24 protein-coding genes and 1 riboswitch are annotated in these 25,289 nt (G+C 65.1%); of the genes, 5 read left to right on the forward strand and 19 right to left on the reverse strand.

The window, feature by feature from the left end; genetic code table 11:
* Positions 1-205: 205 nt before the first annotated feature.
* The 7 genes from trmD to V9L18_RS20005 all read right to left on the reverse strand — a co-directional run bounded on the left by trmD (position 206) and on the right by V9L18_RS20005 (position 5,142).
* On the reverse strand, positions 206-1,006 hold the full coding sequence (gene trmD / locus V9L18_RS19975) for a tRNA (guanosine(37)-N1)-methyltransferase TrmD (RefSeq protein WP_337348898.1): 801 nt from the start codon (positions 1,004-1,006) through the stop codon (positions 206-208).
* Positions 1,007-1,552, reverse strand: a complete 546-nt coding sequence (rimM, locus tag V9L18_RS19980; RefSeq protein WP_337348899.1) for a ribosome maturation factor RimM — start codon at positions 1,550-1,552, stop codon at positions 1,007-1,009.
* Between the two features lie 108 nt (positions 1,553-1,660).
* On the reverse strand, positions 1,661-1,903 hold the full coding sequence (locus V9L18_RS19985; protein ID WP_066292169.1) for an RNA-binding protein: 243 nt from the start codon (positions 1,901-1,903) through the stop codon (positions 1,661-1,663).
* A 1-nt stretch (position 1,904) separates the two neighbouring features.
* Complete coding sequence (rpsP, locus tag V9L18_RS19990; RefSeq protein ID WP_337348900.1) at positions 1,905-2,318, reverse strand: 30S ribosomal protein S16; 414 nt, start codon at positions 2,316-2,318, stop codon at positions 1,905-1,907.
* A 204-nt stretch (positions 2,319-2,522) separates the two neighbouring features.
* On the reverse strand, positions 2,523-2,960 hold the full coding sequence (locus V9L18_RS19995) for a hypothetical protein (protein ID WP_337348934.1): 438 nt from the start codon (positions 2,958-2,960) through the stop codon (positions 2,523-2,525).
* A 118-nt stretch (positions 2,961-3,078) separates the two neighbouring features.
* The gene (locus tag V9L18_RS20000) at positions 3,079-3,954 is read right to left on the reverse strand and encodes a VOC family protein (RefSeq protein WP_337348901.1); all 876 of its coding nucleotides are present in this window, start codon (positions 3,952-3,954) and stop codon (positions 3,079-3,081) included.
* 105 nt (positions 3,955-4,059) lie between these two features.
* Positions 4,060-5,142: an amidohydrolase family protein gene (locus V9L18_RS20005; protein ID WP_337348902.1), complete on the reverse strand. Its 1,083-nt coding sequence runs from the start codon at positions 5,140-5,142 to the stop codon at positions 4,060-4,062.
* 75 nt (positions 5,143-5,217) lie between these two features.
* A riboswitch (TPP riboswitch) is annotated at positions 5,218-5,325 on the forward strand.
* Between the two features lie 57 nt (positions 5,326-5,382).
* On the opposite strand from V9L18_RS20005, the gene thiC reads away from it, so the two are divergent.
* Positions 5,383-7,131 (forward strand): phosphomethylpyrimidine synthase ThiC, encoded by a 1,749-nt coding sequence (gene thiC / locus V9L18_RS20010; protein ID WP_443197982.1) that lies wholly within the window; start codon positions 5,383-5,385, stop codon positions 7,129-7,131.
* A 4-nt stretch (positions 7,132-7,135) separates the two neighbouring features.
* Here thiC and V9L18_RS20015 read toward each other — a convergent pair whose 3' ends face one another.
* Positions 7,136-7,870 carry an alpha/beta hydrolase gene (locus V9L18_RS20015; protein WP_337348903.1) on the reverse strand — a complete coding sequence of 245 codons (735 nt, stop codon included), beginning with the start codon at positions 7,868-7,870 and terminating at the stop codon, positions 7,136-7,138.
* Positions 7,871-7,973: 103 nt separating this feature from the next.
* A complete protein-coding gene (gene ffh / locus V9L18_RS20020) occupies positions 7,974-9,557 on the reverse strand; it encodes a signal recognition particle protein (protein ID WP_337348904.1) in 1,584 nt (527 codons plus the stop codon).
* Between the two features lie 143 nt (positions 9,558-9,700).
* Between ffh and V9L18_RS20025 the strand changes: the two genes are divergently transcribed.
* Positions 9,701-11,104 carry a glucose-6-phosphate dehydrogenase gene (locus V9L18_RS20025; protein ID WP_337348905.1) on the forward strand — a complete coding sequence of 468 codons (1,404 nt, stop codon included), beginning with the start codon at positions 9,701-9,703 and terminating at the stop codon, positions 11,102-11,104.
* A gap of 88 nt (positions 11,105-11,192) precedes the next feature.
* Here V9L18_RS20025 and V9L18_RS20030 read toward each other — a convergent pair whose 3' ends face one another.
* Both V9L18_RS20030 and V9L18_RS20035 read right to left on the reverse strand, forming a co-directional pair.
* Complete coding sequence (locus tag V9L18_RS20030; protein WP_015937412.1) at positions 11,193-11,531, reverse strand: P-II family nitrogen regulator; 339 nt, start codon at positions 11,529-11,531, stop codon at positions 11,193-11,195.
* Positions 11,528-12,886, reverse strand: a complete 1,359-nt coding sequence (locus V9L18_RS20035) for an ammonium transporter (protein WP_337348906.1) — start codon at positions 12,884-12,886, stop codon at positions 11,528-11,530. Before V9L18_RS20035 ends, V9L18_RS20030 begins: the two co-directional genes overlap by 4 nt.
* Before the next feature lie 226 nt (positions 12,887-13,112).
* Here V9L18_RS20035 and V9L18_RS20040 point away from each other — a divergent pair, with 226 nt between their 5' ends.
* On the forward strand, positions 13,113-14,348 hold the full coding sequence (locus V9L18_RS20040) for an MFS transporter (RefSeq protein WP_443197981.1): 1,236 nt from the start codon (positions 13,113-13,115) through the stop codon (positions 14,346-14,348).
* Positions 14,349-14,415: 67 nt separating this feature from the next.
* Here the strand turns inward: V9L18_RS20040 and ftsY are convergent, their stop codons facing one another.
* The 7 genes from ftsY to coaD all read right to left on the reverse strand — a co-directional run bounded on the left by ftsY (position 14,416) and on the right by coaD (position 22,526).
* Positions 14,416-15,627 carry a signal recognition particle-docking protein FtsY gene (ftsY, locus tag V9L18_RS20045; RefSeq protein WP_337348907.1) on the reverse strand — a complete coding sequence of 404 codons (1,212 nt, stop codon included), beginning with the start codon at positions 15,625-15,627 and terminating at the stop codon, positions 14,416-14,418.
* A 64-nt stretch (positions 15,628-15,691) separates the two neighbouring features.
* Positions 15,692-19,282 carry a chromosome segregation protein SMC gene (gene smc / locus V9L18_RS20050; RefSeq protein ID WP_337348908.1) on the reverse strand — a complete coding sequence of 1,197 codons (3,591 nt, stop codon included), beginning with the start codon at positions 19,280-19,282 and terminating at the stop codon, positions 15,692-15,694.
* Between the two features lie 140 nt (positions 19,283-19,422).
* Positions 19,423-20,379 carry a bifunctional DNA-formamidopyrimidine glycosylase/DNA-(apurinic or apyrimidinic site) lyase gene (gene mutM, locus V9L18_RS20055; protein ID WP_337348909.1) on the reverse strand — a complete coding sequence of 319 codons (957 nt, stop codon included), beginning with the start codon at positions 20,377-20,379 and terminating at the stop codon, positions 19,423-19,425.
* Between the two features lie 8 nt (positions 20,380-20,387).
* Complete coding sequence (rnc, locus tag V9L18_RS20060; protein ID WP_337348910.1) at positions 20,388-21,116, reverse strand: ribonuclease III; 729 nt, start codon at positions 21,114-21,116, stop codon at positions 20,388-20,390.
* A 21-nt stretch (positions 21,117-21,137) separates the two neighbouring features.
* Positions 21,138-21,341 (reverse strand): 50S ribosomal protein L32, encoded by a 204-nt coding sequence (gene rpmF / locus V9L18_RS20065; protein ID WP_009356569.1) that lies wholly within the window; start codon positions 21,339-21,341, stop codon positions 21,138-21,140.
* A 36-nt stretch (positions 21,342-21,377) separates the two neighbouring features.
* Entirely contained in the window at positions 21,378-21,902 is a 525-nt protein-coding gene (locus V9L18_RS20070; RefSeq protein WP_337348911.1) for a YceD family protein, read from the reverse strand.
* Positions 21,903-22,025: 123 nt separating this feature from the next.
* The gene (gene coaD, locus V9L18_RS20075; protein ID WP_337348912.1) at positions 22,026-22,526 is read right to left on the reverse strand and encodes a pantetheine-phosphate adenylyltransferase; all 501 of its coding nucleotides are present in this window, start codon (positions 22,524-22,526) and stop codon (positions 22,026-22,028) included.
* Positions 22,527-22,569: 43 nt separating this feature from the next.
* Between coaD and V9L18_RS20080 the strand changes: the two genes are divergently transcribed.
* Positions 22,570-23,799: an aminotransferase class I/II-fold pyridoxal phosphate-dependent enzyme gene (locus tag V9L18_RS20080; RefSeq protein ID WP_337348913.1), complete on the forward strand. Its 1,230-nt coding sequence runs from the start codon at positions 22,570-22,572 to the stop codon at positions 23,797-23,799.
* A complete protein-coding gene (locus tag V9L18_RS20085; protein ID WP_337348914.1) occupies positions 23,799-24,587 on the forward strand; it encodes a spermidine synthase in 789 nt (262 codons plus the stop codon). The genes V9L18_RS20080 and V9L18_RS20085 overlap by 1 nt, the downstream gene beginning before the upstream one ends.
* Positions 24,588-24,618: 31 nt before the next feature.
* Here the strand turns inward: V9L18_RS20085 and rsmD are convergent, their stop codons facing one another.
* Positions 24,619-25,245, reverse strand: coding sequence for a 16S rRNA (guanine(966)-N(2))-methyltransferase RsmD (gene rsmD / locus V9L18_RS20090; RefSeq protein ID WP_337348915.1), 627 nt, complete (start codon positions 25,243-25,245; stop codon positions 24,619-24,621).
* Positions 25,246-25,289: the final 44 nt, after the last annotated feature.

Raw genomic sequence — 25,289 nt, forward strand, 5'->3', positions numbered from 1 at the left:
ACGGCGGCCAAGCCCGGAGGCGCTTGCGCGAGCCGGAAATTGCCGTCGAAAGTTTTGTGGTCCGGTTCCGTCACTGATTGGCGGCACCGGGGTGTCCCGCTGTTGGTTGCGCTCCCCCTGTGGCAGGTGCGGACCCAGCAGACACAAGGACTAATTTTGCCACATCCGGCGGCTTACAGCCAATCGTCGCCGGCGGGCGGCGCGGTCAGTTGGGCGCGTCAGGCCGCGGCCGAAGACGGCCGTCGACGACGTCGTACCCCAGGTCGGCGAGAGCAGTCCGGTCCGCGCGGGGTAACTTCCCGGCGTCGAAAGTTTCCAGGAGGTCAGGGCGGCGTTCAGCCGTCCGCCGAAACTGCTCATGGCGGCGCCACTGGGCGATCTTGCCGTGGTTGCCGCTCAGCAGCACTTCCGGCACTTCCCGGTCCCGCCAGACGGAGGGTTTGGTGTAAACGGGGTACTCGAGCAGCCCGTCCGAGTGGGACTCCTCCACCAGGGACTCGGGGTTCCCGACAACGCCGGGCAGCAGGCGGCCAATGGCCTCCACCATGGCCAGTACGGCCACTTCGCCGCCGTTAAGGACGTAGTCGCCCAGGCTCATGGGCCGCACGGTAAAGTGTTCCTCCGCCCATTCGATGACGCGCTCGTCAATGCCCTCGTAGCGTCCGCAGGCGAAGACAAGCTGTTCCTCTTCGGCCAGTTCATGCGCCAGTGCCTGGCTGAAGCGCTCCCCCGCCGGCGATGGGACGATCAGCACAGGCCTGGCTGATTTGTCTCCACCCGTTGCGGCCACGGAGGCCAGTGCCTGCGCCCAGGGTTCTGCCTTCATCACCATGCCAGCACCGCCGCCGTAGGGTGTGTCATCCACCGAGCGGTGCTTGTCCGTGGTGAAGTCGCGCAGGTCGTGGACGCGAAGGTCCAGCAGGCCGTCCTGGCGGGCCTTGCCGATGAGGGACAGCTCCAGGGGCGCCAGGTATTCCGGGAAGATGCTGACGACGTCGATTCTCATCTACGCGTTGTCCTCCGGCCCGGCCGCACCGGCGTCGTCGGTGTTGATGTCAAAGAGGCCATCAGGCGGCGTCAGCAGGACAAACCCCTCGGCGACGTTGACCTCGGGCACGATCTGTTCCACGAACGGGATCAGGATTTCCTTACCGTCCGGGGCTTCGACCACCAGCAGGTCCTGGACGGGCATGGTGTGCAGGGCTGCGATCTTGCCCACCACCTGCGAGCCAACCCGGGCCTCGAGTCCTACCAGCTCGTGCTCGTACCAGCCTTCGTCGTCGTCCTCGTCCAGCTCTTCGGTTTCGATGAACAGTTTGGCGCCGCGGAGGGTCTCGGCCTGGTTGCGGGTTTCGATTCCCTCGAAGGCAAGCAGGAGGATGTCCTTGTTCCAGCGCGCACTTTCAACAGTGAGCGGACCGGCCGAGGCAGGTTCCACCACAAACTCGGTGCCGGGAACGAACCTGTCCGCCGGGGCGTCAGTCAGCACCTGGACCGTCACTTCCCCGCGGATTCCATGCGGTTTGCCGATTCGTGCCACCTGAAGCTGCATCTGGTCCTCTGTTCGTGGTTGTGCTGGGGTTAGGCGTTGTGGTGAAAGCACTCCGGCCCCTCCACCGTTGGTGGAAGGGCCGGAGCAAAACTGATGTTGCCGAGCGCTTTAGCGGCGGCGGTCGGTGTCGACGACGTCGACCCTTACCGGCTCGCCGTCAGCCAGTGCCGCCACAACGGTGCGCAGTGCGCGTGCCGTGCGGCCCTGGCGGCCGATCACCCGTCCGAGATCGTCCTGGTGAACGCGCACTTCGAGGGTGTCCCCGCGGCGGTTGTTCTTCGAGGTGACCTTGACGTCTTCCGGGGAATCAACGATTCCGCGGACCAGGTGTTCGAGCGCTTCAGCCAGCAATCTACTCAGCCTCGGTGGTCTCGGCTTCGGCTTCGGCCGGGGCGTCGGACTGCTTGGACTTCTTGGTGATCGCTTCCGGGATGATCACGGAACCCTTCTCCGGAGCAACGAAGGCAGCCTTCGGAGCTTTGGTCTTCAGGGTGCCTTCCTGGCCCGGGAGGCCCTTGAACTTCTGCCAGTCACCGGTGATCTTGAGGATCGCGGCAACCTGCTCGGACGGCTGGGCGCCGACGGACAGCCAGTACTGGGCACGCTCGGAGTCAACCTCGATGTATGAGGGCTCTTCGGTGGGGTGGTACTTGCCGATTTCTTCGATTGCACGGCCATCACGCTTGGTGCGTGAGTCCGCAACGACGATGCGGTAGTACGGTGCGCGCATCTTGCCAAAGCGCTTAAGGCGAATCTTTACGGCCACTTTTGTGGTCACTCCTGTTTCAGAAAAGGGGTGAACCCGGCGTTCTGCACCCGTGGGGCGGGCCATACTTGAGGGTTCGAAGGACAGGATCCAGACGCGGAGAGAGGGGCCACGCAGATCGAGTACCTGTTTATTGTGCCAGATCAGCGCCCGGATTTCGACTTGGGACCGATCCGCCGGACACCTGCGATGCTCCCACGTTGCTCAGGATGACCAGACGTACAGCCCGGTGCGGTCGGCATCCTCGATTCCACTGGCCAGCTCTGCCAGCTGCTGCACGTATTTCCTGGCTTCGGCCGCACCGAATGGCATGTCGTCCTGGGCCGCCCATTTTTCGGCGACGTCGTCGAGGACATTGCCCTCCCCCTCGGTCTCATAGCTGAGCAGCTCAGCGAGCGCCCGGACCATGGCGGGCGGAACACCCAGCAGTGAATCGCTGGCCACATCCACCATGGCCAGTTCATAGTCCGCACCACCGGCATGCACGGCCGCGCCGGCGAGGTCCCCGAGCTGTTCAATTTCGAAGTCACTGATCCCGGGAATCCGAAGGCCGGGTGTGGCGGGGGAACCGCCGTCGTCCAGTATCCCGGCACGCTTCAGCGCGGCGTCGTGGGTTGAAACAAAGATTTCGGTGAAGCCCATGGGAATCGCCCTCATTCCGTCGACGGTGCGGCTCTGGCAGGCAGCTGCAGAGCTGCCCCGGCCGTTCGGAATCAGCCTAGTACACGGCTCCTTGCTTCTCTGGGCCGCCGCACCCGGCTTAGCGCACAGCGACCCGGATGCTGTTTCGCCAAGGGTCCTCGAAGCGCAACTCGGCCCCCGTATGGTGGCTGGGAACCCCGGCGACCTTCAGCCGATCGGCAAGTGCGCCGACGTCGTCTCCGGCCGGCACCTCAATGAGCACCTCCCCCAGGCCGAGGGTATCTTTCCGGGGACCGGCGCCGCGGCTGTTCCAGACGTTCATGGCCATGTGGTGGTGGTAGCGCCCGGCTGACACAAAAAGCGCCTGGCCATGCCAGCCCGCCGTCTTCTCGAACCCCAACGTGCCGACATAGAAATCGTGGGCGGTGTGGACGTCGCCCACCTGGAGGTGGACGTGGCCCACCCCGGCGGCCGTCCGCTGCTGGCCGTCAACGGATTCCTGGGTCAGATGCTCCTGCAGGTAGCGCTGCGGAGGCAGTGCCAGGCTGTCCATGACCACGTCCGTTCCATTCCAGGACCAGTTTTTGCGCGGCCGGTCCCAGTAGAGTTCGATGCCGTTGCCCTCCGGGTCGTTGAAATAGAAGGCTTCACTGACCAAGTGGTCCGCACTGCCCGTGAACGAGCGGGGCTCATATTGGGCCGCCGTAGCGACTGTGGCCGCCAGTGCCGCCTGGTCCTCAAAGAGCAGCGCCGTGTGGAACAGCCCGGCCTCGCCCCTGCCGGGAAGAGTCAGCCCGGGGGCGGCGGCCAGATGCACTAGCGGCTTTCCGAGCCGGCCCATGTAGAGGCCACCGTCCTGTTCGGCCACCACGTCCAGGCCCAGTGCGCGCTGGTAGTAGTCAGTCATGAGCTTCATGTCGCCGACCTTCAGCATCACCGTGCCCATGGTGAGCTCGGCAGGTAGAAGGTCCTGGCTGGTGGATTCTGCAGTCATCGAAAACTCCCGGTCCAACGGCCGCCGGATCTCGGAGGCCTCTACTCTTCTAAATTACTTGAAGCTTCAATTTATTCCCAACTGTACGAGCGTGATCTTCAACGGTCAGCGGATCACCTCGCCCCGCAACACGACGTGCCGGAGCGTGGCGACAGTGGAGGGGACGCGCCGGGGGTCTTCCCCGCACAACACCACATCGGCGCTGGCACCCTCGGAGATCCCCTCAGCGCCGAGCCACGTCCGCGCACCCCAGCAAGCAGCATCCAGGGCCGCCGCAGGAGGGAGGCCTGCCCGGTGCAGTGCCAGGATTTCGTCGGCGATCCGTCCGTGCCGGATGACGCTGCCCGCATCTGTCCCGGCATAGATTCGCACACCCGCTTCGAAGGCTTCGTACACGCGCTCGTACCTGCGTTCCCACAGCGCGTGCATGTGCTCGGCGTACCGCGGGAATTTCGCTTCGGCCTGGCGGGCGATGTCCGGGAAGGTGTCGATGTTGATCAGCGTCGGGACGATGGGGACACCCTGGGCGGCGAGCCGGGAAACGTGCCGGGGCAGCAATCCGGTGGCGTGCTCGATGCAGTCGATGCCGGCGTCGAGCATCTGGTCAAGGGTGTCTTCGGCGAAGCAGTGCGCGGTCACCCGTGCGCCCTCGTCGTGGGCCGCTTGCACGGCATCGCGGACGACGGCGTCGGGAAACGACGGTGCGAGGTCTCCGGCGTCGCGGTCAATCCAGTCCCCCACGAGCTTGACCCAGCCGTCGCCGGCCCTCGCCTGCTTCCGCACGGCCTCCACCAGGCCGTCCGGCTCCACCTCGACGGCGAAATCCCGCAGGTAGCGCCGTGACCGGGCAATATGCCGCCCGGCGCGGATAAGCCTGGGCATGTCGTGACGCTGCTGCAGCCAACGCGTGTCGCTTGCCGCCCCTGCATCACGGACCAGGAGCGTGCCTGCGTCGCGGTCGGTGCGGGCCTGTTCTTCAGCCATCGCATCCGGGACGACGCCGCCGGGTCCCAGGCCAACGTGGCAGTGGGCATCAACGAACCCGGGAAGGACCCAGCCCCCCAGCACAGCATCGGGGGACGTGGGGGGCCTGTGGAACGTGAGACGGCCGTCGACGGACCAGAGGCCCCGCCGTTCCTCATTCGGTCCGGTGAGCACTGTTCCGCTGAATTCGATGATTCCGGCCATGGCAACAGCCTAATCCGCGGAAGAGCCCGCCCACGTCACGGTCAGGAGTGCCCTCCCGCACCTGTGGTAGCTTCATCTAGACCACACGGGAGCCCTTGCAGGGGCTGAGATCAGGCTGACGCAGCCTGCGACCGTTGAACCTGTCCGGGTAATGCCGGCGAAGGAAGTGAGTATTCATTGAGTACACCAGAAACACGGCTGATTGCTGCCCAAAATGAGACGGCCAAGGGGAAAGCCGGCATTGAGACCCAGTCGCTGAAATCCCATTCGTTGGCGTTCATCAGTGACGAGGCCACCGGAATCCGGGTTCCGGTAACGGAAATTGCGCTGGAACCATCGCCCAACGGCGAGGCGAACGGCCCTTTCCGGACCTACCGCACCGCCGGCCCTGGGAGTGATCCGGTGGTGGGCCTGGACCCGTTCCGCTCGGAATGGATCGCGGCCCGTGGCGACACCGAGCCCTACAGCGGCCGGGAACGGAACCTGCTCGACGACGGCAAGTCGGCAGTCCGCCGCGGCGCAGCCTCCGCAGAGTGGAAGGGAGCACAGCCGGTGCCCCGCCGCGCCGTCGACGGCCGGACAGTCACCCAGATGCACTACGCAAAGCAGGGTGTCATCACCCCGGAGATGCAGTTCGTTGCCCTCCGCGAAAACTGTGACGTGGAACTGGTCCGCAGCGAAGTGGCGGCAGGCCGCGCCATCATCCCCAACAACATCAACCACCCGGAATCCGAGCCGATGATCATCGGCAAGGCCTTCCTGGTCAAGATCAACGCCAATATCGGCAACTCGGCTGTGACAAGTTCCATCGCCGAGGAAGTGGACAAACTGCAGTGGGCAACCCAGTGGGGAGCCGACACGGTGATGGACCTGTCCACCGGCGATGACATCCACACCACGCGTGAGTGGATCATCCGCAACTCCCCCGTCCCCATCGGCACGGTGCCCATCTACCAGGCGCTGGAGAAGGTCAATGGCGAGGCCAACAAACTGACGTGGGAGATCTTCCGCGACACCGTGATTGAGCAGTGCGAGCAGGGCGTGGACTACATGACCATCCACGCCGGAGTGCTGCTGCGCTACGTGCCGCTGACGGCCAACCGTGTCACCGGCATCGTTTCCCGTGGCGGTTCCATCATGGCCGGCTGGTGCCTCGCGCATCACCAGGAGAACTTCCTGTACACCCACTTCGACGAGCTGTGCGAAATCTTCGCCAAATACGACGTCGCTTTCTCCCTCGGCGACGGGCTGCGCCCGGGAGCGACGGCGGACGCCAACGATGCCGCCCAGTTTGCCGAGCTGGATACGCTGGCTGAACTGACGCAGCGCGCCTGGGAATTCGACGTGCAGGTGATGGTGGAAGGACCCGGCCACGTACCGTTCCACCTTGTCCGGGAGAATGTGGAACGCCAGCAGGAGCTCTGCAAGGGGGCCCCGTTCTACACCCTCGGACCGCTGGTCACGGACATAGCACCCGGCTACGACCACATCACCTCCGCCATCGGGGCCACCGAGATCGCCCGCTACGGCACCGCCATGCTCTGCTACGTCACGCCTAAGGAGCACCTCGGCCTGCCCAACAAGGACGATGTGAAGACGGGTGTGATCACATACAAGATCGCGGCCCACGCCGCCGACCTGGCCAAGGGCCACCCCGGCGCCCACGAGCGGGACGACGCCCTGTCAAAGGCGCGGTTCGAGTTCCGCTGGCGGGACCAGTTCGCACTGTCCCTGGACCCGGTCACTGCGGAAGCCTTCCATGACGAGACGCTGCCCGCCGAGCCGGCCAAAACCGCCCACTTCTGTTCCATGTGCGGCCCCAAGTTCTGCTCCATGAGGATCAGCCAGGACATCCGGGATGAGTATGGCTCGGCTGAATCCCAGGCAGCCCTGGCGGAGATGGCGGCCGGGATGCGAGAAAAGAGCGAGGAGTTCCTCGCGGCAGGCGGGAAGGTTTACCTGCCTGACCTGGAGGTGCCTTCGCGCTAACGCGTCAGGAGGCCCGGGCTGACCGGCCGCGGCTGACGTCGCCCACGAACGCCCGGATGGCGTGATCGCCTTCCGCCGAATCCTGGGGCCGGTGCCCGCCCGCAGCAATGCGGTGCAGGGCACCGGTTTCGCGGAGGTATCCGGCGATCTCTTCATAAAGCGGCTCCCAGCCGCCGGTCAGCACCAGCGTTGGCACGCCCGGGACGATATGCAGCGGCGCCTCCCAGGCCGGGGCCTGCAGCCGGAGCCGCCGGGCGGAGCGTCGTTCCTCCTGGGTGGCGGGCTCCTGGAGATCTGCAGCATAGACGCGGCGGACGAACTCCCGTTGGAAATCCTCGTCACTCAGCTGGTGGCGGACATCAAAGAGGGGCTTCATGAGCTCCCGGTGCGCCGCCGTCGCTGGCAGTTCCGCGGTCAACGACAGGCAGGCCGGCTCCACGAGCGTCAGCGAATACACCAGGTCGGGGCGCTCGACGGCGGCCATCATGGCGGAGATCGCCCCTTGGGAATGCGCCACAACGTGGCCACCGGCGGCACCCCTGCCGTCGTCGGCGAGGGATCTCAAAACGATGGCGGTGTCCTCCGCAAAGGAGGACTCGACCGGTTCAGCAACAGAGTCAAAGCCGTGGCGCCGGAGAAACAGGGCGTCGTAGGTCAGTGCCATGCCGTGCTGCCGGGGCCAGGCCGCTGAGCCGAAGCTTCCGGCGCCGTGCACGAACACTACCCGCTGCTTGAACATGACCCAACCCTATTCCACGGCTCCGACATCCCAACTGGGTAGCAGCAGGTGTCGTTTTGAGCGCTCATAACGACATCTGCTGCTACCCAGTTGGGCGATGCGATTACTTGCCGAGGAACTTGTCGAAGCCCTTGGGCAGGTTCAGCTGCGAAGGATCGAAGTCACCGGACTGCTGGCCAAACGCTGCACCCGTGGGGAGCGCCTTGGCCGCTCCGGCGCGCCGCGCCTCCGCGTCCTTGAGCTCCTGGGCTGCCTTGGCCGGGTTACCGGAGCGGGCCTTCTTCTTCGGGGCATTCTTGGCCCCCTTGCGTGCGCCGCCGCCTGGGCCGCCCATTCCCGGCATGCCTGGCATTCCCGGCATGCCGCCGCCCTGGGCCATCTTCTTCATCATCTTCTGGGCCTGGGCAAAACGTTCGAGCAGCCCATTGACTTCGGAGACGTGGACGCCCGAACCGCGGGCAATGCGGGCCCGGCGGGAGCCATTGATGATTTTGGGGGCAACGCGCTCGTGCGGGGTCATGGACCGGACGATTGCCTCGACGCGGTCGATTTCCCGCTCGTCGAACTGCTCGAGCTGCTGGCGGATGTTCTGCGCACCCGGCATCATCATGAGCATTTTCTTCATGGAGCCCATGTTGCGGATCTGCTGCATCTGGGCCAGGAAGTCGTCCAGGGTGAAGTCCTCCTGGTCGGCGAACTTCTTCGCCATCCGGGCTGCTTCGTCCTTGTCCCAGTTCTTTTCCGCCTGCTCGATGAGGGTCAGGACATCGCCCATATCCAGGATGCGGGAGGCCATCCGGTCCGGATGGAAGAGCTCGAAGTCGTCCAGGCCTTCGCCGGTGGAGGCGAACATGACGGGCTTGCCGGTTACCGACGCAACAGAGAGCGCGGCACCACCGCGGGCGTCGCCGTCGAGCTTTGACAGCACGATACCGGTGAAATTAACGCCCTCGTCAAAGGCCATCGCCGTGTTCACGGCGTCCTGGCCGATCATGGAGTCGATCACGAACAGCACTTCGTTGGGAACGATGGCCCGCCGGATCTGCCGTGCCTGTTCCATCATGTCGGCGTCGACGCCGAGGCGGCCGGCGGTGTCCACGATTACCACGTCGTGAAGCTTCTGGCGGGCTTCTTCGACACCGGCGCGGGCCACTGCTACGGGATCGCCCGCGGGGTGCTCCAGCTCATGGGTGGCCCCGGGGTGGGGTGCGTAAACCGGGACGCCGGCGCGCTTGCCCACCACCTGGAGCTGGGTGACGGCATTGGGCCGCTGGAGGTCGCAGGCCACCAGGATGGGGCTATGGCCCTGTGCCTTGAGCCATTTGGACAGCTTGCCGGCGAGGGTGGTCTTACCCGCGCCCTGGAGGCCGGCGAGCATGATGATGGTGGGGCCGGTCTTGGCCAGGCGGATCCGGCGGGTCTCGCCGCCGAGGATCTCAACCAGTTCCTCGTTGACGATCTTGACGATCTGCTGGCTGGGATTCAGCGCGCCGGAGACCTCTTCGCCAAGGGCCCGCTCGCGGACGCGGGCGGTGAATTCGCGGACCACCGGAACGGCAACGTCTGCATCCAGCAGGGCACGGCGGATCTCCCGGACGGTGGCGTCGACATCAGCCTCGGTGAGGCGGCCCTTGCCACGAAGATTCTTGAAGGTTGCTGTCAACCGGTCAGAGAGTGAATTGAACACGCGCCGTGCACTTCTTTCAGTGGATGGACGGATGGCGGCCCTTCGGCACACCAGCGCCTCGGCTGTTGTTTCCAACTGCTTCGGCGACGGGACTCGACTATCTAGGGTACCAAGACAGACCTTCAAGATGGCATGCTGGCAAGGTGACGAGCCAAACGACTGTAAAAACCCTGCTCATTCTTGGCGCTTCCGGCGATCTCACGGGCCGCCTGCTGCTGCCCGGACTCGCCCGGCTCGTGGCGAAGGGCCGCGCCGAAGGGCTCAAACTCGTCGGGGCCGGCTCCGATGCGTGGACCGCGGAGCAGTGGCAGGCGCGGGTCCATGATGCCTTTGCCGCCGCCTCTGAGTCCGCCGACGCCGCAGGGCGCGAGGCTTTGTCGGCCATGGAGGCCGGAACGGCTTACCATCAGCTGGATGTCACAGCGGACGGGCCGCTCGCGTCCTTGCTGGCGTCGCTGGACGCACCGGCGGCCGTATATTTCGCCCTTCCGCCGCAGGTCAGCCAGCGGGCCTGCGAAACCCTCAGGCCGGGCCAGGTACCCGCCGGTACGCGTCTGGTCATGGAGAAGCCGTTCGGCTCCAGCGAGGAATCAGCCCGGTCCCTGAACCGGACGCTCACAGCACTGGTTCCGGAAGACCACATCCACCGCGTGGACCATTTCCTGGGCAAGGCGACAGTGCTCAACATTCTGGGTCTGCGCTTTGCCAACACGTTCCTGGAACCAGTCTGGAACCGCGATCACGTGGAGAAGGTGGAGATTATCTTTGACGAGGATCTCGCACTGGAAGGGCGGGCGCGCTATTACGACACTGCCGGCGCCCTGCGCGACATGATCCAGAGCCACCTCCTGCACATCATGGCGGTGATGGCCCTCGAACCCCCGGCCACGATCGGCGAACGAGACCTTCGTGACGCCATCTCCATGGTGCTACGTGCCAGCAGCATCAAGGCACCGTACGCACAGTCCACTAGGCGGGCGAGATATTCCGCCGGGCTGCTTTCCGGGAAGCAGGTCCCGGACTATGCCAAGGAAACAGGGGTTGACCCTGGCCGGCAAACAGAGACGCTGGCGGAAGTCACCGTGGAGATCGACAACTGGCGCTGGCAGGGCGTCCCCTTCATCCTTCGCTCAGGCAAGGCGCTAGGCGTGAAGCGCAAGGAAGCTGTGGTCACGTTCCGCCCTGTACCCCATCTTCCCGCCGGCTTCACGGGCTTGGACGCGCCCAACCAGCTGCGGATCGGATTTGGACCGGACACCCTGGACCTGGACGTTGATGTGAACGGCCCCGGAGACATTTTCAGCCTGGACCGTGCCACCCTCCACGCCGGGCTGAACGCCTCCGAACTGCTTCCCTACGGCGAAGTGCTGGAGGGAGTGCTCAACGGGGACCCTCTGCTGTCCGTCCGCGGCGACACCGCCGAGGACTGCTGGCGGATTGTTGAGCCGGTCCTCAAAGCCTGGTCGCGCGGCACGGCGCCAGTGGAGGAGTACGACGCCGGGTCCTCGGGTCCCGCCGGCTGGTCCGGGCCGGTGCAGGGGAAGTAAGAGGGCAAACGCCAGAGCGGGCAGGTAACCTTTCCAGGTTCCTGCCCGCTCCGTGCTTCTTGGTGGTGCTGCTGACTGCCCGACGGGGCTAGATGGCGGCGACGCCGCGTTCGCCGGTGCGGACCCGGACCGCTTCGAATACATCCATGGTCCAGACCTTGCCGTCCCCTGCGCGTCCCGTATTGGAACTTGCGATGATGACGTCCAGGATGTCGTCGGCCTGCTCATCCGTGGCCAGCACCTCGACCCTGATCTTCGGCAGGAGGTCCACGTTGTATTCAGCTCCCCGGTACACCTCCGTGTAGCCGCGTTGCCGGCCGTACCCGCTTGCCGCGCTGACCGTCAGTCCCTGGACGCCATAGGCTTCCAGGCCTTCCCGGATGGCCTCGAGCTTCTCCGGCCTGACGATTGCTGTGATCAGTTTCATGCCCCCACGCTTTCCTTGCCTGTTGCTGATTCAGTCTTCTTGGAATCGGCGCTTGCGCCCTGTTCCGGTGCACCCTTGCCGGTGATCAGTTCATGAAGGGGCTGGAAGCTGCCTCCGTGGCCGCCCACACCGAACTCGTAAGCGGTCTCAGCATGCAGGCTGAGGTCAACACCAACGACTTCCTGCTCATCCGAGACCCTGAAGCCCATCGTCTTGTGGATGGCAAACGCGATGATCGCGGTAAGGATTGCGGAGTAGGCGATGGCGATGCCGGCTGCTGCCAACTGTGCCCACATCTGGGTCATGCCGCCGCCGTAGAAGAGGCCGCCGCCCACACCATCGGTGGGGAGGGCGATGAAGCCCAGTGCGACGGTGCCGATGATGCCCGAAACGAGGTGGACACCCACAACATCCAGGGAGTCATCGAAGCCCCAGCGGAACTTGAGTCCAACTGCAAGGGCGGATGCGACGCCGGCCACGACGCCGAGGCCGAGGGCCCCGACAGGGCTGACGTTGGCGCAGGCCGGGGTGATCGCAACCAGGCCGGCAACGACGCCCGAAGCAGCACCGAGGGACGTCGGGTGGCCGTCGCGGATGCGTTCAGTGATGAGCCAGCCGATCATGGCCGCGGCAGGTGCTGCGAGGGTGTTGACCCAGATCAGACCGCCCTGCTCAGCGCTGGCGGCCAGGCCTCCGTTGAAGCCGAACCAGCCGAACCACAGAATGGCAGCCCCGAGCATCACGAACGGAATGTTGTGCGGGCGGTGGTTCGGGTCCTTGCCGAATCCCCGGCGGTTGCCGATGATCAGGACGAGGATCAGCGCGGCCACACCGGCGTTGATGTGAACCACGGTGCCGCCGGCAAAGTCGATGGCCGGGCCGAGCGCCTGGCCGATCGCGCCTTCCTCACCGAAGAGGCCGCCGCCCCAGACCATATAGGCAAGCGGGCAGTAGACGAGGGTGACCCAAACGGGGACGAAGACTGACCAGGCACCGAACTTGGCGCGGTCCGCGATGGCTCCGCTGATCAGGGCCACGGTAATAATGGCGAAGGTTGCTCCGTAGCCGACCAGGATGAGGCCTTCGGGCGCTTCCGCCGTGTTGACGCCTTCAAGGCCGAAGCTGGCGAAGGGGTTTCCGACAATCTGCAGGAAGCCCTCACCGCCAGTCATGGAGTAACCCCAGAGTACCCAGACAACACTGACGATGCCGATGGAGATGAAGCTCATCATCATCATGTTCAGTGCGGCCTTGGCGCGCGTCATGCCGCCGTAGAAAAATGCCAGGCCCGGTGTCATAAACAGCACGAGCGCTGCCGCCACCATGAGCCATACGTGACCTGCGGTAAGTTCCATGGTGCACGTCCTCTCTCAGATCGATACTGCGGATTTCTCCGCCTGCCAACGCCTTTTGCGTCCTATGAAGAGTCTGGTCTCGCTGTGTTTCGCCCACGGAGGATTTAGATTGCGCGTTTGTTACAACAACCTCTAGGAAGTAAATGGTGCATATCTGGCTTGTTACGGTTATGTTTCATCACTCTTGCAAGCAACCCTCATACGAAAGCGCAAGGACCCCGGCCCCATGACGTCCAGACCCCCTGTGAGCGGCGCCACGTCGCGGATTCCCGGCCTGCGGCGGTCGGGGCAGGACAAGCTGCCGCGCGACATCAAGGTGATGCTGGCCGCGGCGTTCCTGATTGCCCTCGGATTCGGGCTTGTTGCGCCTGTGTTGCCACAATTCGCCACAACCTTCGGCGTCGGAAACACCGAGGCTGCGGTGATCGTGGCAATCTTCGCCCTGATGCGCCTGGTCTTCGCTCCGGCCGGAGGCGCCCTGATTGGCCGATGGGGTGAACGGCCGGTCTACGTGGCGGGACTGCTGATCGTGGCAGGGTCCACTGCGGCGTGCGCTTTTGCGCAGGGCTACTGGCAACTGCTGCTTTTCCGGGGGCTTGGCGGTATCGGTTCGGTCATGTTTACCGTGGCATCCATGGCACTGGTGATCCGCCTGGCACCTCCGGAAAGCCGCGGCCGGGTGTCCGGCGCCTACGCCTCGGCGTTCCTGGTGGGGAACGTCTGCGGCCCTATCGTCGGAGGCCTGCTCGCAGGCTTCGGGCTGCGGGTGCCCTTCCTCGCGTACGCCGCGGCCCTGGTCGTCGCGGCCGCCGTCGTCCAAACACAGCTCAGCCATGAGCGCAGGGAGGCCGGCCAGGGGCAGCCGCGGAATCCTGACATGCGCCTGGCAGACGCCCTCAGCGACGGCGTCTACCGGTCCTCGCTGGTGTCCAGTTTTGCGAACGGGTGGGCGACGTTCGGCGTCAGGATGGCAACGGTTCCGCTGTTTGCCGTCGCGGCCCTCGGTGCAGGCCCAGAGGCTGCAGGGCTTGCGCTGGCGGTATTTGCCGCGGGCAACGCAGCGGCCCTGACTTTCTCCGGCCGCCTGGCCGATTCCCTGGGGCGCAAGCCCATGATGGTGACAGGACTGCTCGTCACCGGCCTGGCCACTGCAGCCATTGGCTTGACGCATGAACTGGGCTGGTTCCTGGTGGCCTCCACGCTGGCCGGCATCGGTTCCGGGCTGCTGGGACCCGCGCAGCAGGCCGCGGTAGCCGACGTCATCGGAAACGGCCGCTCCGGGGGAAAGGTCCTGGCCATCTACCAGATGACGGCGGATATCGGCGCCATTGCGGGTCCAATCCTGGCCGGAGTGCTCGCCGACCGGCTGGGCTACGGCTGGGCTTTCGGCGTCACGGGTGCTGTCCTGGTCGTGGCCGCGGCCAGCTGGTCAGTGACGCGCGAACCGCTTAAACGCACTTGAGGGGTGAGATCCCGCCGCAATAGCCCGGGCTAAGCGGCGGGATCTCACCCCTCAAGTGAAGTAGGAGTCAGTTCAGCAGGGCGTCGACAAATCCCTCGGCCTCGAAGGGGGCGAGGTCGTCCGCGCCCTCGCCAAGACCGATGAGCTTGACTGGAACACCGAGCGATTTCTGGATCGCGACCACGATTCCGCCCTTGGCGGTGCCGTCCAGCTTGGTCAGGACGATGCCGGTGATGTTGACCACCTCGGAAAAGACCCGGGCCTGGTTGAGCCCGTTCTGGCCGGTGGTGGCATCCAGGACGAGCAGCACTTCGTCAACCTCGGCGAGCTTTTCGATGACGCGCTTGACCTTGCCGAGTTCGTCCATCAGGCCGACCTTGTTTTGCAGGCGGCCGGCGGTGTCGATCATGACGACGTCGACTTCCTGGTCGATGCCAGCCTTGACCGCCTCATAGGCGACAGACGCCGGATCCGCACCGTCGACGTCGGACTTCACGGTGGGAACTCCCACGCGCTGGCCCCAGGTGGCCAGCTGCTCCGCGGCCGCCGCACGGAAGGTGTCTGCTGCACCCAAGAGCACGTCTTTGTCTTCCGCGACGAGTACGCGCGCGAGCTTGCCTACGGTGGTGGTTTTGCCCACGCCGTTGACGCCAACCACCATTACGACGGCGGGCTTGTCGGCGTGCCTGGTGGTGTTCAGGCTGCGGTCCATAGTGGGATCGACCAGTTTGATGAGTTCTTCGCGGAGCAGCGCCTTGACCTGCTCGGGGGTCCGGGTGCCAAGGACCTTGACGCGTTCCCGCAGGGCATCCACGAGCTGCATGGTCGGTTCGGTTCCCAGGTCTGCCAGAAGGAGGGTTTCCTCAACTTCGTCCCAGACATCCTCATCAATCTTATCGCTGGAGAGCAGTGCCAGCAGGCCCTTCCCCAGGATGTTGTTCGACCGGACAAGGCGTTCGCGCAGGCGGGTCAGGCGGCCAGCGACGGGAAGGGGGGTCTCGACCTGGATGGTTTCAAGGCCCGCCACAGTGTCGGGGACCTCAGTGGTTTCCAGCCCGTCAAGGTCGACGCCGGCGGGGGCCTTTCGGTCGGCAGGGACCGCAGGTGCGTCCTCAACGAGTGTTCCGCCGGTTCCCTTCAGCGTCTCGGGATCGTTGGCGTCGCGCGTCCCCGGGTACTGGGTGATGTTCTTCCGCGTCTTCAACAGGACCGGGATCAGCCCGCCAACAACCGCCAGGGCAGCAACAATGGACAGAATAATGGGAAGGATGTCATTCACTCCCCTAGCTTCTCACACGCGTTTGACCCCGATGTCACACACGTGTGGCCGGACATCGGGGCAGTCACACCTCGGCGCCCAGGCGCTGGCTGATGACGGTGGAGACGCCGTCGCCCCGCATCGTGACGCCGTACAGGGCATCAGCCACTTCCATGGTCCGCTTTTGGTGCGTGATCACGATCAGCTGGCTGGACTCGCGGAGTTCCTCGAAGATGGTGATGAGCCGGCCCAGGTTGGTGTCGTCGAGGGCGGCCTCCACCTCGTCCATCACGTAGAAGGGCGAGGGGCGGGCCTTGAAGATCGCCACCAGCAGGGCCACAGCCGTCAGGGACCGTTCTCCGCCCGAGAGCAGGGATAGCCGCTTAATCTTCTTGCCGGCCGGGCGTGCTTCCACCTCGATGCCGGTGGTGAGCATGTCCGAGGGATCCGTCAGGACAAGACGGCCCTCGCCGCCGGGAAAGAGCCTGGCGAAGACGCGGATGAACTGCGCCTGGGTGTCTTCGAAGGCCTCAGCGAAGACACGCTGGACGCGGTCGTCCACTTCCTTGATGATATCCAGCAGGTCCTTGCGGCTGGATTTGAGGTCCTCCAGTTGGGTGCTGAGGAACTGGTGCCGTTCTTCCAGCGCCGCGAATTCCTCAAGAGCCAGTGGGTTGACCTTGCCGAGGGCGGACAGGTCCCGTTCGGCCTTCCGGAGCCGCTTCTCCTGCTCCTCCCGGACGTAGGGCTTGCCTTCAAGGACCGGGGCGCCGTTATCATCCACCGGCGCCCTGAGGGCGGCCCATTTGTCCTGGTTTTCGTCCGCCGGGACGGGCACAGGAACTTCCGGGCCGAAGTCCGCCACCAGCAGGTCCGGGGTGATGCCGAGTTCCTCGATGGAACGGGTTTCGAGGGCCTCGATCCGCGCCCGCTGCTGGGCCCGGGCCAGCTCGTCGCGATGGACCGAGTCCGTCAGTTCCGCCAGTTCACTGGTGAAGGCATCATTGGCGGTCCTGATCTCCAGCAGGGCGCGGTCGCGCTGCTCACGGTTCTCCTCGGCGAGGTCGCGTTCCTGCCGGGCCTGCTCCACCGATACGTCGATAAAGCGCAGGGCAAGCTCCACACCCGACTGCACCGCGGCCGCACGCCGGGCCTGAATACGGCGGCGGCGTGCCCGTTCGGCGGCTTCCTCGCGCGCCCTGCGTTCAGTGGCCGCGGCCCGCTCGAGCGACGCGGCCCGGTTGCGGGTGGCCATCAGCTGCTCTTCCGCGCTGCGGAGCGACAGCCTGGCTTCCATTTCCGCGGACCGTGCCTGAGACGCCGCCACGGCCAAGGCATCGCGTTGTTCGGTGGAGGGTTCCTCTTCGGCCGGTGCCTGCTGCGCGGCGGCCAGGCGTTCAGTGATGGCTGCGAGCGCTTGTTCCTCAATGGCCACGTTGGCCTCGGCTTTGGCGAGCGACGCTGCCAGCCTGTCGCTCTCCCCCACGGCGCTGCGCAGGACGGAGTTCAAGTGGCCCAGCCGTTCAGCGACAGCCGCAAGCCGGGCGTCTGATTCGTGCAGCCGGTCCAGGGCGGCCTCGGCCCGGACCTGGGCTTCGGCGCGCCGGGCCTGGGCGCCCGCCAGTGCGAACCGGTTCCGCTCCAGGTCGGCAGTGACCACACTAAGCCTGGTCTCGGCGTCGTCGACGGCGGCCTGCACCTCGAGCAGGGACGGCGCCTTCGCCGAGCCGCCAGTCACAGTCAGCGCGGTGAAGACGTCCCCGGCCCGGGTCACCGCCGTCAGCTCAGGCCGCTCAGCAACCAGTTGGCCAGCACCATTGAGGTCTTCAACCACCGCCACGCGGGCGAGGAGCGCCATCACGGCAGGGCGGCTGCCTTCCGCGGCGGATATGAGGTCAACGGCCCAGCGCGCACCCTCCGGCAGTGTCCCGGTGGCGGGAACCCCTGCGTCCGGCAGGGCAGGAACTGACGCGAGCAGCAGGGAGGCGCGCCCGCCGTCGTCATCCCGGAGGAACTGCACCACGGCGGCAGCCACGGCGGGGTCTTGGACCACAACCGCTTCGGAGGCGTCGCCGAGTGCCGCCGCTATCGCCGTCTCGTAGCCGGGGCTGATGGTGAGGTCCGCAGCCAGGGTGCCGACGAGGCCGTCCAACCCGGAGTCCAGTGCGCGCGCCGTGCCGTCCTTGCGGTTAAGTCCGAGCTGGAGGGCATCCCGCCGGGCTACGAGTGCGTCGCGTTCGCGTACAGCCTCCCCCTGGGCCGCGGCCAGGCCGTCGATCTCCTCATTCACCGCGTCCAGTTCGGCAGCGGCGTCCTCGTAGTCGGCGTCGAGGCTTTCCTCGCCTTCCTCGGCCCCTGCTACCTGGGTTTCCAAAGCGGTGAACTCGGTCTGGGCCTTGCGACGCCGCTCCTGCCCGGCGGCGAGTGACTCGCGAAGCCTGCCAAGTTCAGCCTGGGCGGACTCCACCCTTGACCGTGCGGCGCCTACCTGGCCGGCAAGCCGCGCCAGGCCCTCCCGCCGGTCCGCGGCGGCGCGAAGGACGGCCGTCAGCCGTTTCTCCTCGGCGGCCGCGGCGCTTTCCGCGTCGGATTTGGCGGCCGTCGCTGCTTCCAGGGAACTGCGCCTGTCCAGGAGCTGGCGATCGAGTTCCGCCAGCTCGTCCCGGACTCGGGCAGCCTGCCGTTCGAGTTGTTCGGGATCCCTTCCCGAGTACGGTTCAGCGTCTACCGCGCCAAGCAACCGACCGCGTTCCTGGGCCAACGAACCGAGGGAGCGGAGGCGCTCCCTCGCTGCGGACAGCCGATACCAGGTATCGCGCGCAGCATTGAGCAGCGGTGTTGCTTCCGCGGCGAGCTGTTCCATGGCGGCCTGTTTCCTTCGCCCGGACTCCAGCTCCTGTTCCACCACGGCACGGCGTGCCTTCAGGGCTTCCTCATCCGCCACGTCCTGATCGAGGGTTGCCTGCTGGCTGACGAGGTCGTCTGCCAGGAGCCGAGCACGCGCGTCCCGGACGTCGAACTGGACGCGCTGGGCCCGGCGCGCGACGTCGGCCTGCTTGCCCAGCGGCGTGAGTTGCCGCCGGATTTCACCGGTGAGGTCGGTCAGGCGCTGGAGGTTGGCTTGCATGGCCTCGAGCTTGCGGACGGTCTTTTCCTTGCGGCGGCGGTGTTTCAGGATTCCGGCGGCCTCCTCAATGAAGCCGCGGCGGTCCTCAGGGGTGGCGTGGAGGACCTTGTCCAGCTGCCCCTGGCCCACGATGACGTGCATTTCCCGGCCGAGACCGGAGTCGGAAAGCAGTTCCTGGATATCGAGCAGGCGGCAGCTGGCACCGTTGATGGCGTACTCAGATCCCCCGGTACGGAAGAGCGTCCGCGAGATGGTGACCTCGCTGTACTCAATCGGCAATGCCCCGTCAGCGTTGTCAATGGTCAGGGAGACATGGGCCCGGCCCAGCGGAGGCCGCCCTGAGGTTCCCGCGAATATGACGTCTTCCATTTTGCCGCCGCGCAGCGTCTTGGCCCCCTGTTCACCCATTACCCAGGAGAGGGCGTCCACAACATTGGACTTTCCGGAACCGTTCGGTCCCACCACTGCCGTGACACCGGGTTCAAAATCGAAGGTCGTGGCGGACGCGAACGACTTGAACCCCCGGACAGTAAGGCTTTTGAGGTGCAAGGTGTTTCTGGTCTCCTGAGTGGCTGAAGCGGCTGCTTTGCTGTCCCCAAATCTACTGCGTCACTGCGGGTTTCCTCGGATTTGCGGCAGTTGTCCTGGCGTGATGCGGCCGGCTGGGACGTCTGCTTGCGGGCCCCGAGCTACCAGCGCCCGTTCCGCGGTCGCGGCTGGCACACCGGGCAAGTGTAGGACGACCGGTTCATGAACTGCTCGCGTCGGATCGGCGAATTAAGTCCGACGGCGGCACACCGCCCACAGGGCTGGCCTTCCCTCCCATAGGCATTCAGTGAGCGGTCAAAGTAGCCTGAGGCGCCGTTGACATTCACGTACAGCGAATCAAAGCTTGTCCCGCCGGCAGCCAGCGCGTCCAGCATGACCTCACGGGCGCAGTCCACGAGCCTGGCCGCGTCGGCACGCCGCAGCTTGTCGGTAGGACGGGCGTAGTGCAGTTTGGCCCGCCACAGGGCCTCATCCGCGTAGATGTTGCCGATCCCCGAAACCAGTCCCTGGTCCAGCAGGGCGCGTTTCAGGCCGGTCCTGCGTTTGCGGAGCTTGGTGAAGAAAAGCTCAAAAGAAAACGCCGGGTCAAGGGGGTCGCGGGCAATGTGGGATGCCTCCTCGGCGATGAGCGGAACCGGGGATTCAGCGAGACCCCCGGGGCCGCCGTCGTCCGTAGGAACCATGCCGGTGACGAACAGCCCGCCAAAAATCCGCTGATCCACAAAACGGAGCTGTTCCGGCATGCCGTCGCGCGGACTGAGCCGGAGCCTGACTTTGAGGTGCTTTTCATCGGGTGTAGAAGTGTCCTGCATCAGGAGCTGACCGCTCATGCCCAGATGGGCCATCAGGGCGATGGCAGGCGTGGCCTGCGCAGAGCCAGTCAACGTTGCATCCAGCAACGGCATCCAGAGGAACTTGCCGCGGCGGACTACATCCGCCACTGTGGCGCCTTCCAGGTTGCCGACGAAGTCCTCCGTGCCCAGCGCATGGCGGCGGATGGATCGGGGGTCCAGCACGTCAACTGAGGTGATGCTGCGGCCGCGGACCCAACTCACCAGTCCGCGGCGGACTACTTCCACTTCCGGGAGTTCCGGCACAGGTCAGCCTAGACGGAGGCAGCGGAGCCCGCGGAGCCGTCCGCAGCCTCCGTGCGGGAAGCTCCGGAGAGCACGCGCCAGGCATCGGCGGCGGCCTCCTGCTCGGCTTCCTTCTTGGAATGACCGGAACCCTTGCCATAGGCGTTGCCGCCGATCTCCAGGACGGCCGTAAAGGTGCGGGCGTGATCCGGCCCGGCCCCTTCCACCGCGTAGTGGATGCTGCCGAGCTGCCTGCTGGCTGCCAATTCCTGGATACTGGTCTTCCAGTCCGTTCCGGCGCCGAGGGCGGCCGCGTCCTTAAGGAGTGGACCAATCAGGCGCATGACCAGTTGGCGCGCGGTCTCGATGTCGTTGGACACGTAAGTGGCACCGATCAGTGCTTCCATGGTGTCCGCCAGGATGGAGGCCTTGTTCTTGCCCTCCGTGAGCTTCTCGCCCTGGCCCAGGTAGATGTAGTCGCCAATGCCGAGGCTGCGGCCAATGCCGGCCAGGGCCCGTGTGCTGACGACGGCGGAGCGTCGTTTCGCCAGGTCCCCTTCCGGCAGCGACGGGTTGTCCCGGTACAGGGCATCCGTGACGGAGAAGCCCAGGATGGAGTCACCCAGGAATTCCAGCCGCTCGTTGGTAGGGATTCCGCCGTTTTCGTAGGCGTAGGAACGGTGCGTGAGAGCAAGACGAAGCGTCCCGGCGTCAATGGAGACACCGAGACGCTTCAGAAGCTCTTCAGTTGAAGACATCATCTCAGCCTGAATGGCCAATTAGACGTCTGCGACCTTGCGTCCCTTGTACTCAAGGAACAGCGCAGTGCCAGCCGAGTCGGTGACGACCTTTGCCTGGTGCGGCAGGCTGTAGGTGACCTGGCCGTTCTCTACGGTCTTCACCAGGTGGGGGGCAGTTGCCTTCCACTGGGAGCGGCGGGCGCGGGTATTCGAGCGAGACATTTTCCGCTTGGGAACAGCCACGGCTAACTCATTTCTCTCTAGACAAACACGTACAAATCAATTTTGCCGGTCAGGCTTAGCCATATCAGCTAGGGCAGCCCAGCGAGGATCCAAGACCTCGTGGTGGTGCCCCGGCTCGTCTTCCAGGCGAGCTCCGCATTCGGAGCAAAGGCCCTGGCAGTCTTCCCGGCACACCGGCTGGAACGGCAGCATGGTTACAACTGCGTCCCGCAACACCGGTTCAAGATCGATTAGATCGTGCTCGACTCGACGTTGCTCTTCATCGTCTTCTTCATCCGAAAGCAGGACGCCTTCGTAGAAGAAAAGTTCTTGCACATTGACCTCAAGGTCATACGCAAGGGGATCCAGGCATCGGCCGCATTCGCCCGTTACTGCAGCGACTGCGGTTCCTGATACCAGAATTCCTTCGTGTACGGCCTCAAGCCTCAGATCCAGCTCAACATCCGAGCCTTCCTGAACGCCAATGAGCGCCACACCAAGATCACTTGGTGCGGGTACATGTTCCTTCAGTGTCCGCATGCTTCCCGGGCTGCGCCCGAGGTCCTTGACGTCGAACGCCAAGGGCGAACTAGCATCTCGCTTAATGAGAACTCCTGTTGAACATATGACCGACGTACCATCTTAGCCTGAAGACCCGTATGGACTCAAACCAGGCCACCGAAGGCCGCCGAGTACCGGACTAGCCTACCCTCTCGGCGGCTGATCGGACGAAGACTCGCCAGCCAGCAGCCTTTTTTGCACCGAGCGCGGCACATAGTCCGAAACGCTGCCGCCCAGGGACGCAACTTCCTTGATGAGGGTGGAGGACAGGTGCAGGTAATGGGCTTCCGCGGGCAGGAACACTGTTTCGACTCCGCTGAGCTGGCGGTTCATGGTGGCCATGGGGAGTTCATAGTCAAAATCCGACGAGGACCGAAGTCCCTTCACAATCGCAGACACTCCACGCTGGCGGCAATACTCAGCCAACAACCCTTCACCGACGGGCTCAACCACAATCCCCTTCAAGGATGCAAGGGTCTCCCGAGCCATGTCGATCCGGTCCCCAAGACTGAACCGGTACTTCTTCGCATAGTTGGTGGATACAGCCACGATGACCTCGTCAAAGAGGCCGGCCGCCCGGGCGATTACCTCGAGATGGCCGTTGTGGATGGGGTCAAAGGATCCTGGGCAGACAGCGCGTCTCATGCACCGAACCTACCGCATTCCGACGCCGGGATACCATGACTGAATGCATCCACCACGGGACCTTTTTCTACCCACCGCACCTGCTCCGTGGCAGCGCGCAGCCCTCGGGGCCAACTTGCTCGGACAGGACGGCCAGCTGGGGGTCACCATCTTTGAAGAGATGACCACGCTCGCCCTGCAGACCGGCGCGATAAACCTGGGCCAGGGGTTCCCGGACGAGGACGGGCCGGCAGAGATCCGGGCTGCCGCGCAGGCAGCCATCGGCGCCGGCGCAAACCAGTATGCTCCGGGGAAGGGCACCGTTGAACTTCGTGAGGCCGTCGCGGCCCACCAGGAACGGTTTTACGGCTTGGCCCCGGACCCTCAGACGGAGGTCATCGTCACGACGGGAGCCACCGAGGGTATTGCCGCTTCATTGCTGGCCCTGACCGGTCCGGGCGACGAGGTGCTGACGTTCGAGCCCTTCTATGACTCGTACGGCGCCATGATCGGGCTGTCCGGGGCCACCCACGTGACTGCTCCGTTGCTCGCCCCTGACTTCCTCCCGGATATGGCCGCCCTCGAAGCGGCCTTCAGCCACCGTACGCGTGTGGTGCTGCTCAACAATCCGCACAATCCCACGGGTGCCGTTTTCCCGCTGGTGGTGCTTCAGCGGGTCGTCGATCTTGCCACGAAGCATGACTGCCTGATCATCACCGATGAGGTGTACGAACACCTGACGTTTGGCGTGAGCCACATTCCGGTCGCCACACTGCCCGGGGCTGCGGAGCGGACGTTGACCATCTCCTCCGCAGGCAAGACCTTCTCGTTTACTGGCTGGAAAATCGGTTGGCTGACCGGACCGGAGCGTCTGGTGTCCGCCGTCCGTACCGTGAAACAGTTCCTGACGTACAGCTCGGGGACGCCGTTCCAGGCGGCGATCGCAACGGCACTGGCCCTTCCGGATGATTTCTACACCGGAGTTTCTGCCACGCTGCGTCACAAGCGCGACATCCTCAGTGAGGGGCTCCGTGCGGCCGGTTTCGAAGTCTTCACCCCGCAGGGCACCTACTTCGTGAACGTGGACACCGCCCCGCTGGGCATCAAAGACTCGGTGGACCTTGCGCGCCGGCTTCCCGCACTCGTAGGAGTGGCGGCAATCCCGGTGCCAGTCTTCTGCCACCCCGACGGCGCTGAACGGACACGCAGCCTGCTCCGATTCGCGTTCTGCAAGAAAGTGGAAGTCCTGGAAGAGGCCGCCGCACGGCTGGCCAGCCTCAGCGGAAGGCTCTGATGCCTGCGGACGGCCGGCATGCGGCCACCAGATTCCTGCGAACCACGGGTCAACATGCCTCCATCGAAGCGGACCACCTCATCGATGGCGCATACATCCTGACCATTGGCGGTGCCGAGCAGTCCCACGTCAATGTGGACCATCCCGAGGAAATCTTCTACGAGTACTTACGCCGGATCGGCCACCTGGTGGATCTGGCAGCTCCGGAGGGGCAGGCGATCAAGGCGCTCCATCTTGGGGCCGGTGCCCTGACCCTGGCCCGCTACATCCAAGCGACCAGGCCAGGATCCGTCCAGTATGCCGTTGAATTGGAGCGCGAACTGCTGGATTTCGTCCTTCAACAGCTGCCGCTGCCGGACGGCACGGACCTGCATCCTGTGATCGCCGACGCCCGTGAGGCCCTGGCCGGACTGGCACCGGAGTTGCGGTTCGACGTGATTATCCTGGATATCTTCTCCGGACCGGACGCCCCGGAGCACATCGCCTGTACCGGTTTCTACGAGGAGGCCCGCGCACGGCTCACAGCAGACGGCCTGCTGATCGTCAACGTGGGGGATGAACCCGGACTCACCCTGGTGCGCAGCCAGGCCGCTGCCCTTCGCCGGGCCATGGAGGATGTCGCGGCCTTCGCTGAGGCCGGGATGTTCGCTGGCCGCTACCCGGGCAACATCATCCTCGCCGGTACACAATTCCCGTGGCCCCGGAACTGGTCAGTGGAACTGACCGCGCGGGGACCTCACCCGGCCAAAGTGCTGGCGGGCGTTGAACTGGACGGCCTCGCAGGCTGAGTTTCAGTGACCGGACTTTGACCACCGGCGTTCAATTGCCGCCGGCGTCTGCGTGCTCGTCAAGTTCTTCCTCGACCTGAATCGCATCCGGAACCGAGGGCTCCGCGAACCAGAGGCGCGTCTCCCCGTACTTCTTCTCGGCAAAACGTTCCATTCCCACCGGCCAACCAGGTTCCGGCGACCGCGACGAGCGTTCGACCACCACAACGGCGGCCGGCGCAAGGTGCGCATTAAGCTTGGCCAGCACGGCGGACAGGGCCGGCTCGTCCAGCGGGTAGGGCGGATCCAGGAAGACCAGGTCCCAGTTGTCGTCAAGTGTGGCGCGCTCCAGGAACGACTCCACCCTGGAGCGGTGCACGGTGACGACTTTTCGCCCCACGACGCCGTTGACCAGGTCCGCGTTGCGCTGGCACACACCGCTCGCCTTGGCATCGAATTCGACAAGGTCAACGGTTCCGGCGCCCCTGCTGCCGCTCTCCACACCGAGCGACCCTGAGCCGGCGTACAGGTCAAGGACCCGCGCGCCGGAGATGACATCGAAGGCATCCAGCCGTGAAAACAGGGCTTCCTTGACGCGGTCCGTCGTGGGTCTGGTCAGTGATCCGGGAACACTGACCAAAGGCGTGCCACCGGCAGCTCCCGCGATGATCCTGCTCATGCCGGGCACTTCCTGTTCCGCGCCGCCGTGCCGGCTGTCGCCGC

This window comes from Pseudarthrobacter sp. CCNWLW217 (assembly GCF_037203985.1).
Classification (GTDB): domain Bacteria; phylum Actinomycetota; class Actinomycetes; order Actinomycetales; family Micrococcaceae; genus Arthrobacter.

Bases quoted from the DNA above. Each gene is read 5' to 3' on its own strand.
- V9L18_RS20040 (WP_443197981.1), top strand. From the start codon at position 13,113: ATGACGTCCAGACCCCCTGTGAGCGGCGCCACGTCGCGGATTCCCGGC.
- coaD (WP_337348912.1), bottom strand. From the start codon at position 22,526: ATGAGACGCGCTGTCTGCCCAGGATCCTTTGACCCCATCCACAACGGC.
- V9L18_RS20005 (WP_337348902.1), bottom strand. From the start codon at position 5,142: ATGGCCGGAATCATCGAATTCAGCGGAACAGTGCTCACCGGACCGAAT.
- V9L18_RS20085 (WP_337348914.1), top strand. From the start codon at position 23,799: ATGCCTGCGGACGGCCGGCATGCGGCCACCAGATTCCTGCGAACCACG.
- V9L18_RS20080 (WP_337348913.1), top strand. From the start codon at position 22,570: ATGCATCCACCACGGGACCTTTTTCTACCCACCGCACCTGCTCCGTGG.
- trmD (WP_337348898.1), bottom strand. From the start codon at position 1,006: ATGAGAATCGACGTCGTCAGCATCTTCCCGGAATACCTGGCGCCCCTG.
- V9L18_RS20015 (WP_337348903.1), bottom strand. From the start codon at position 7,870: ATGTTCAAGCAGCGGGTAGTGTTCGTGCACGGCGCCGGAAGCTTCGGC.
- V9L18_RS19995 (WP_337348934.1), bottom strand. From the start codon at position 2,960: ATGGGCTTCACCGAAATCTTTGTTTCAACCCACGACGCCGCGCTGAAG.
- rnc (WP_337348910.1), bottom strand. From the start codon at position 21,116: ATGTCTTCAACTGAAGAGCTTCTGAAGCGTCTCGGTGTCTCCATTGAC.
- V9L18_RS20000 (WP_337348901.1), bottom strand. From the start codon at position 3,954: ATGACTGCAGAATCCACCAGCCAGGACCTTCTACCTGCCGAGCTCACC.
- rimM (WP_337348899.1), bottom strand. From the start codon at position 1,552: ATGCAGCTTCAGGTGGCACGAATCGGCAAACCGCATGGAATCCGCGGG.
- V9L18_RS20030 (WP_015937412.1), bottom strand. From the start codon at position 11,531: ATGAAACTGATCACAGCAATCGTCAGGCCGGAGAAGCTCGAGGCCATC.
- V9L18_RS20035 (WP_337348906.1), bottom strand. From the start codon at position 12,886: ATGGAACTTACCGCAGGTCACGTATGGCTCATGGTGGCGGCAGCGCTC.
- rsmD (WP_337348915.1), bottom strand. From the start codon at position 25,245: ATGAGCAGGATCATCGCGGGAGCTGCCGGTGGCACGCCTTTGGTCAGT.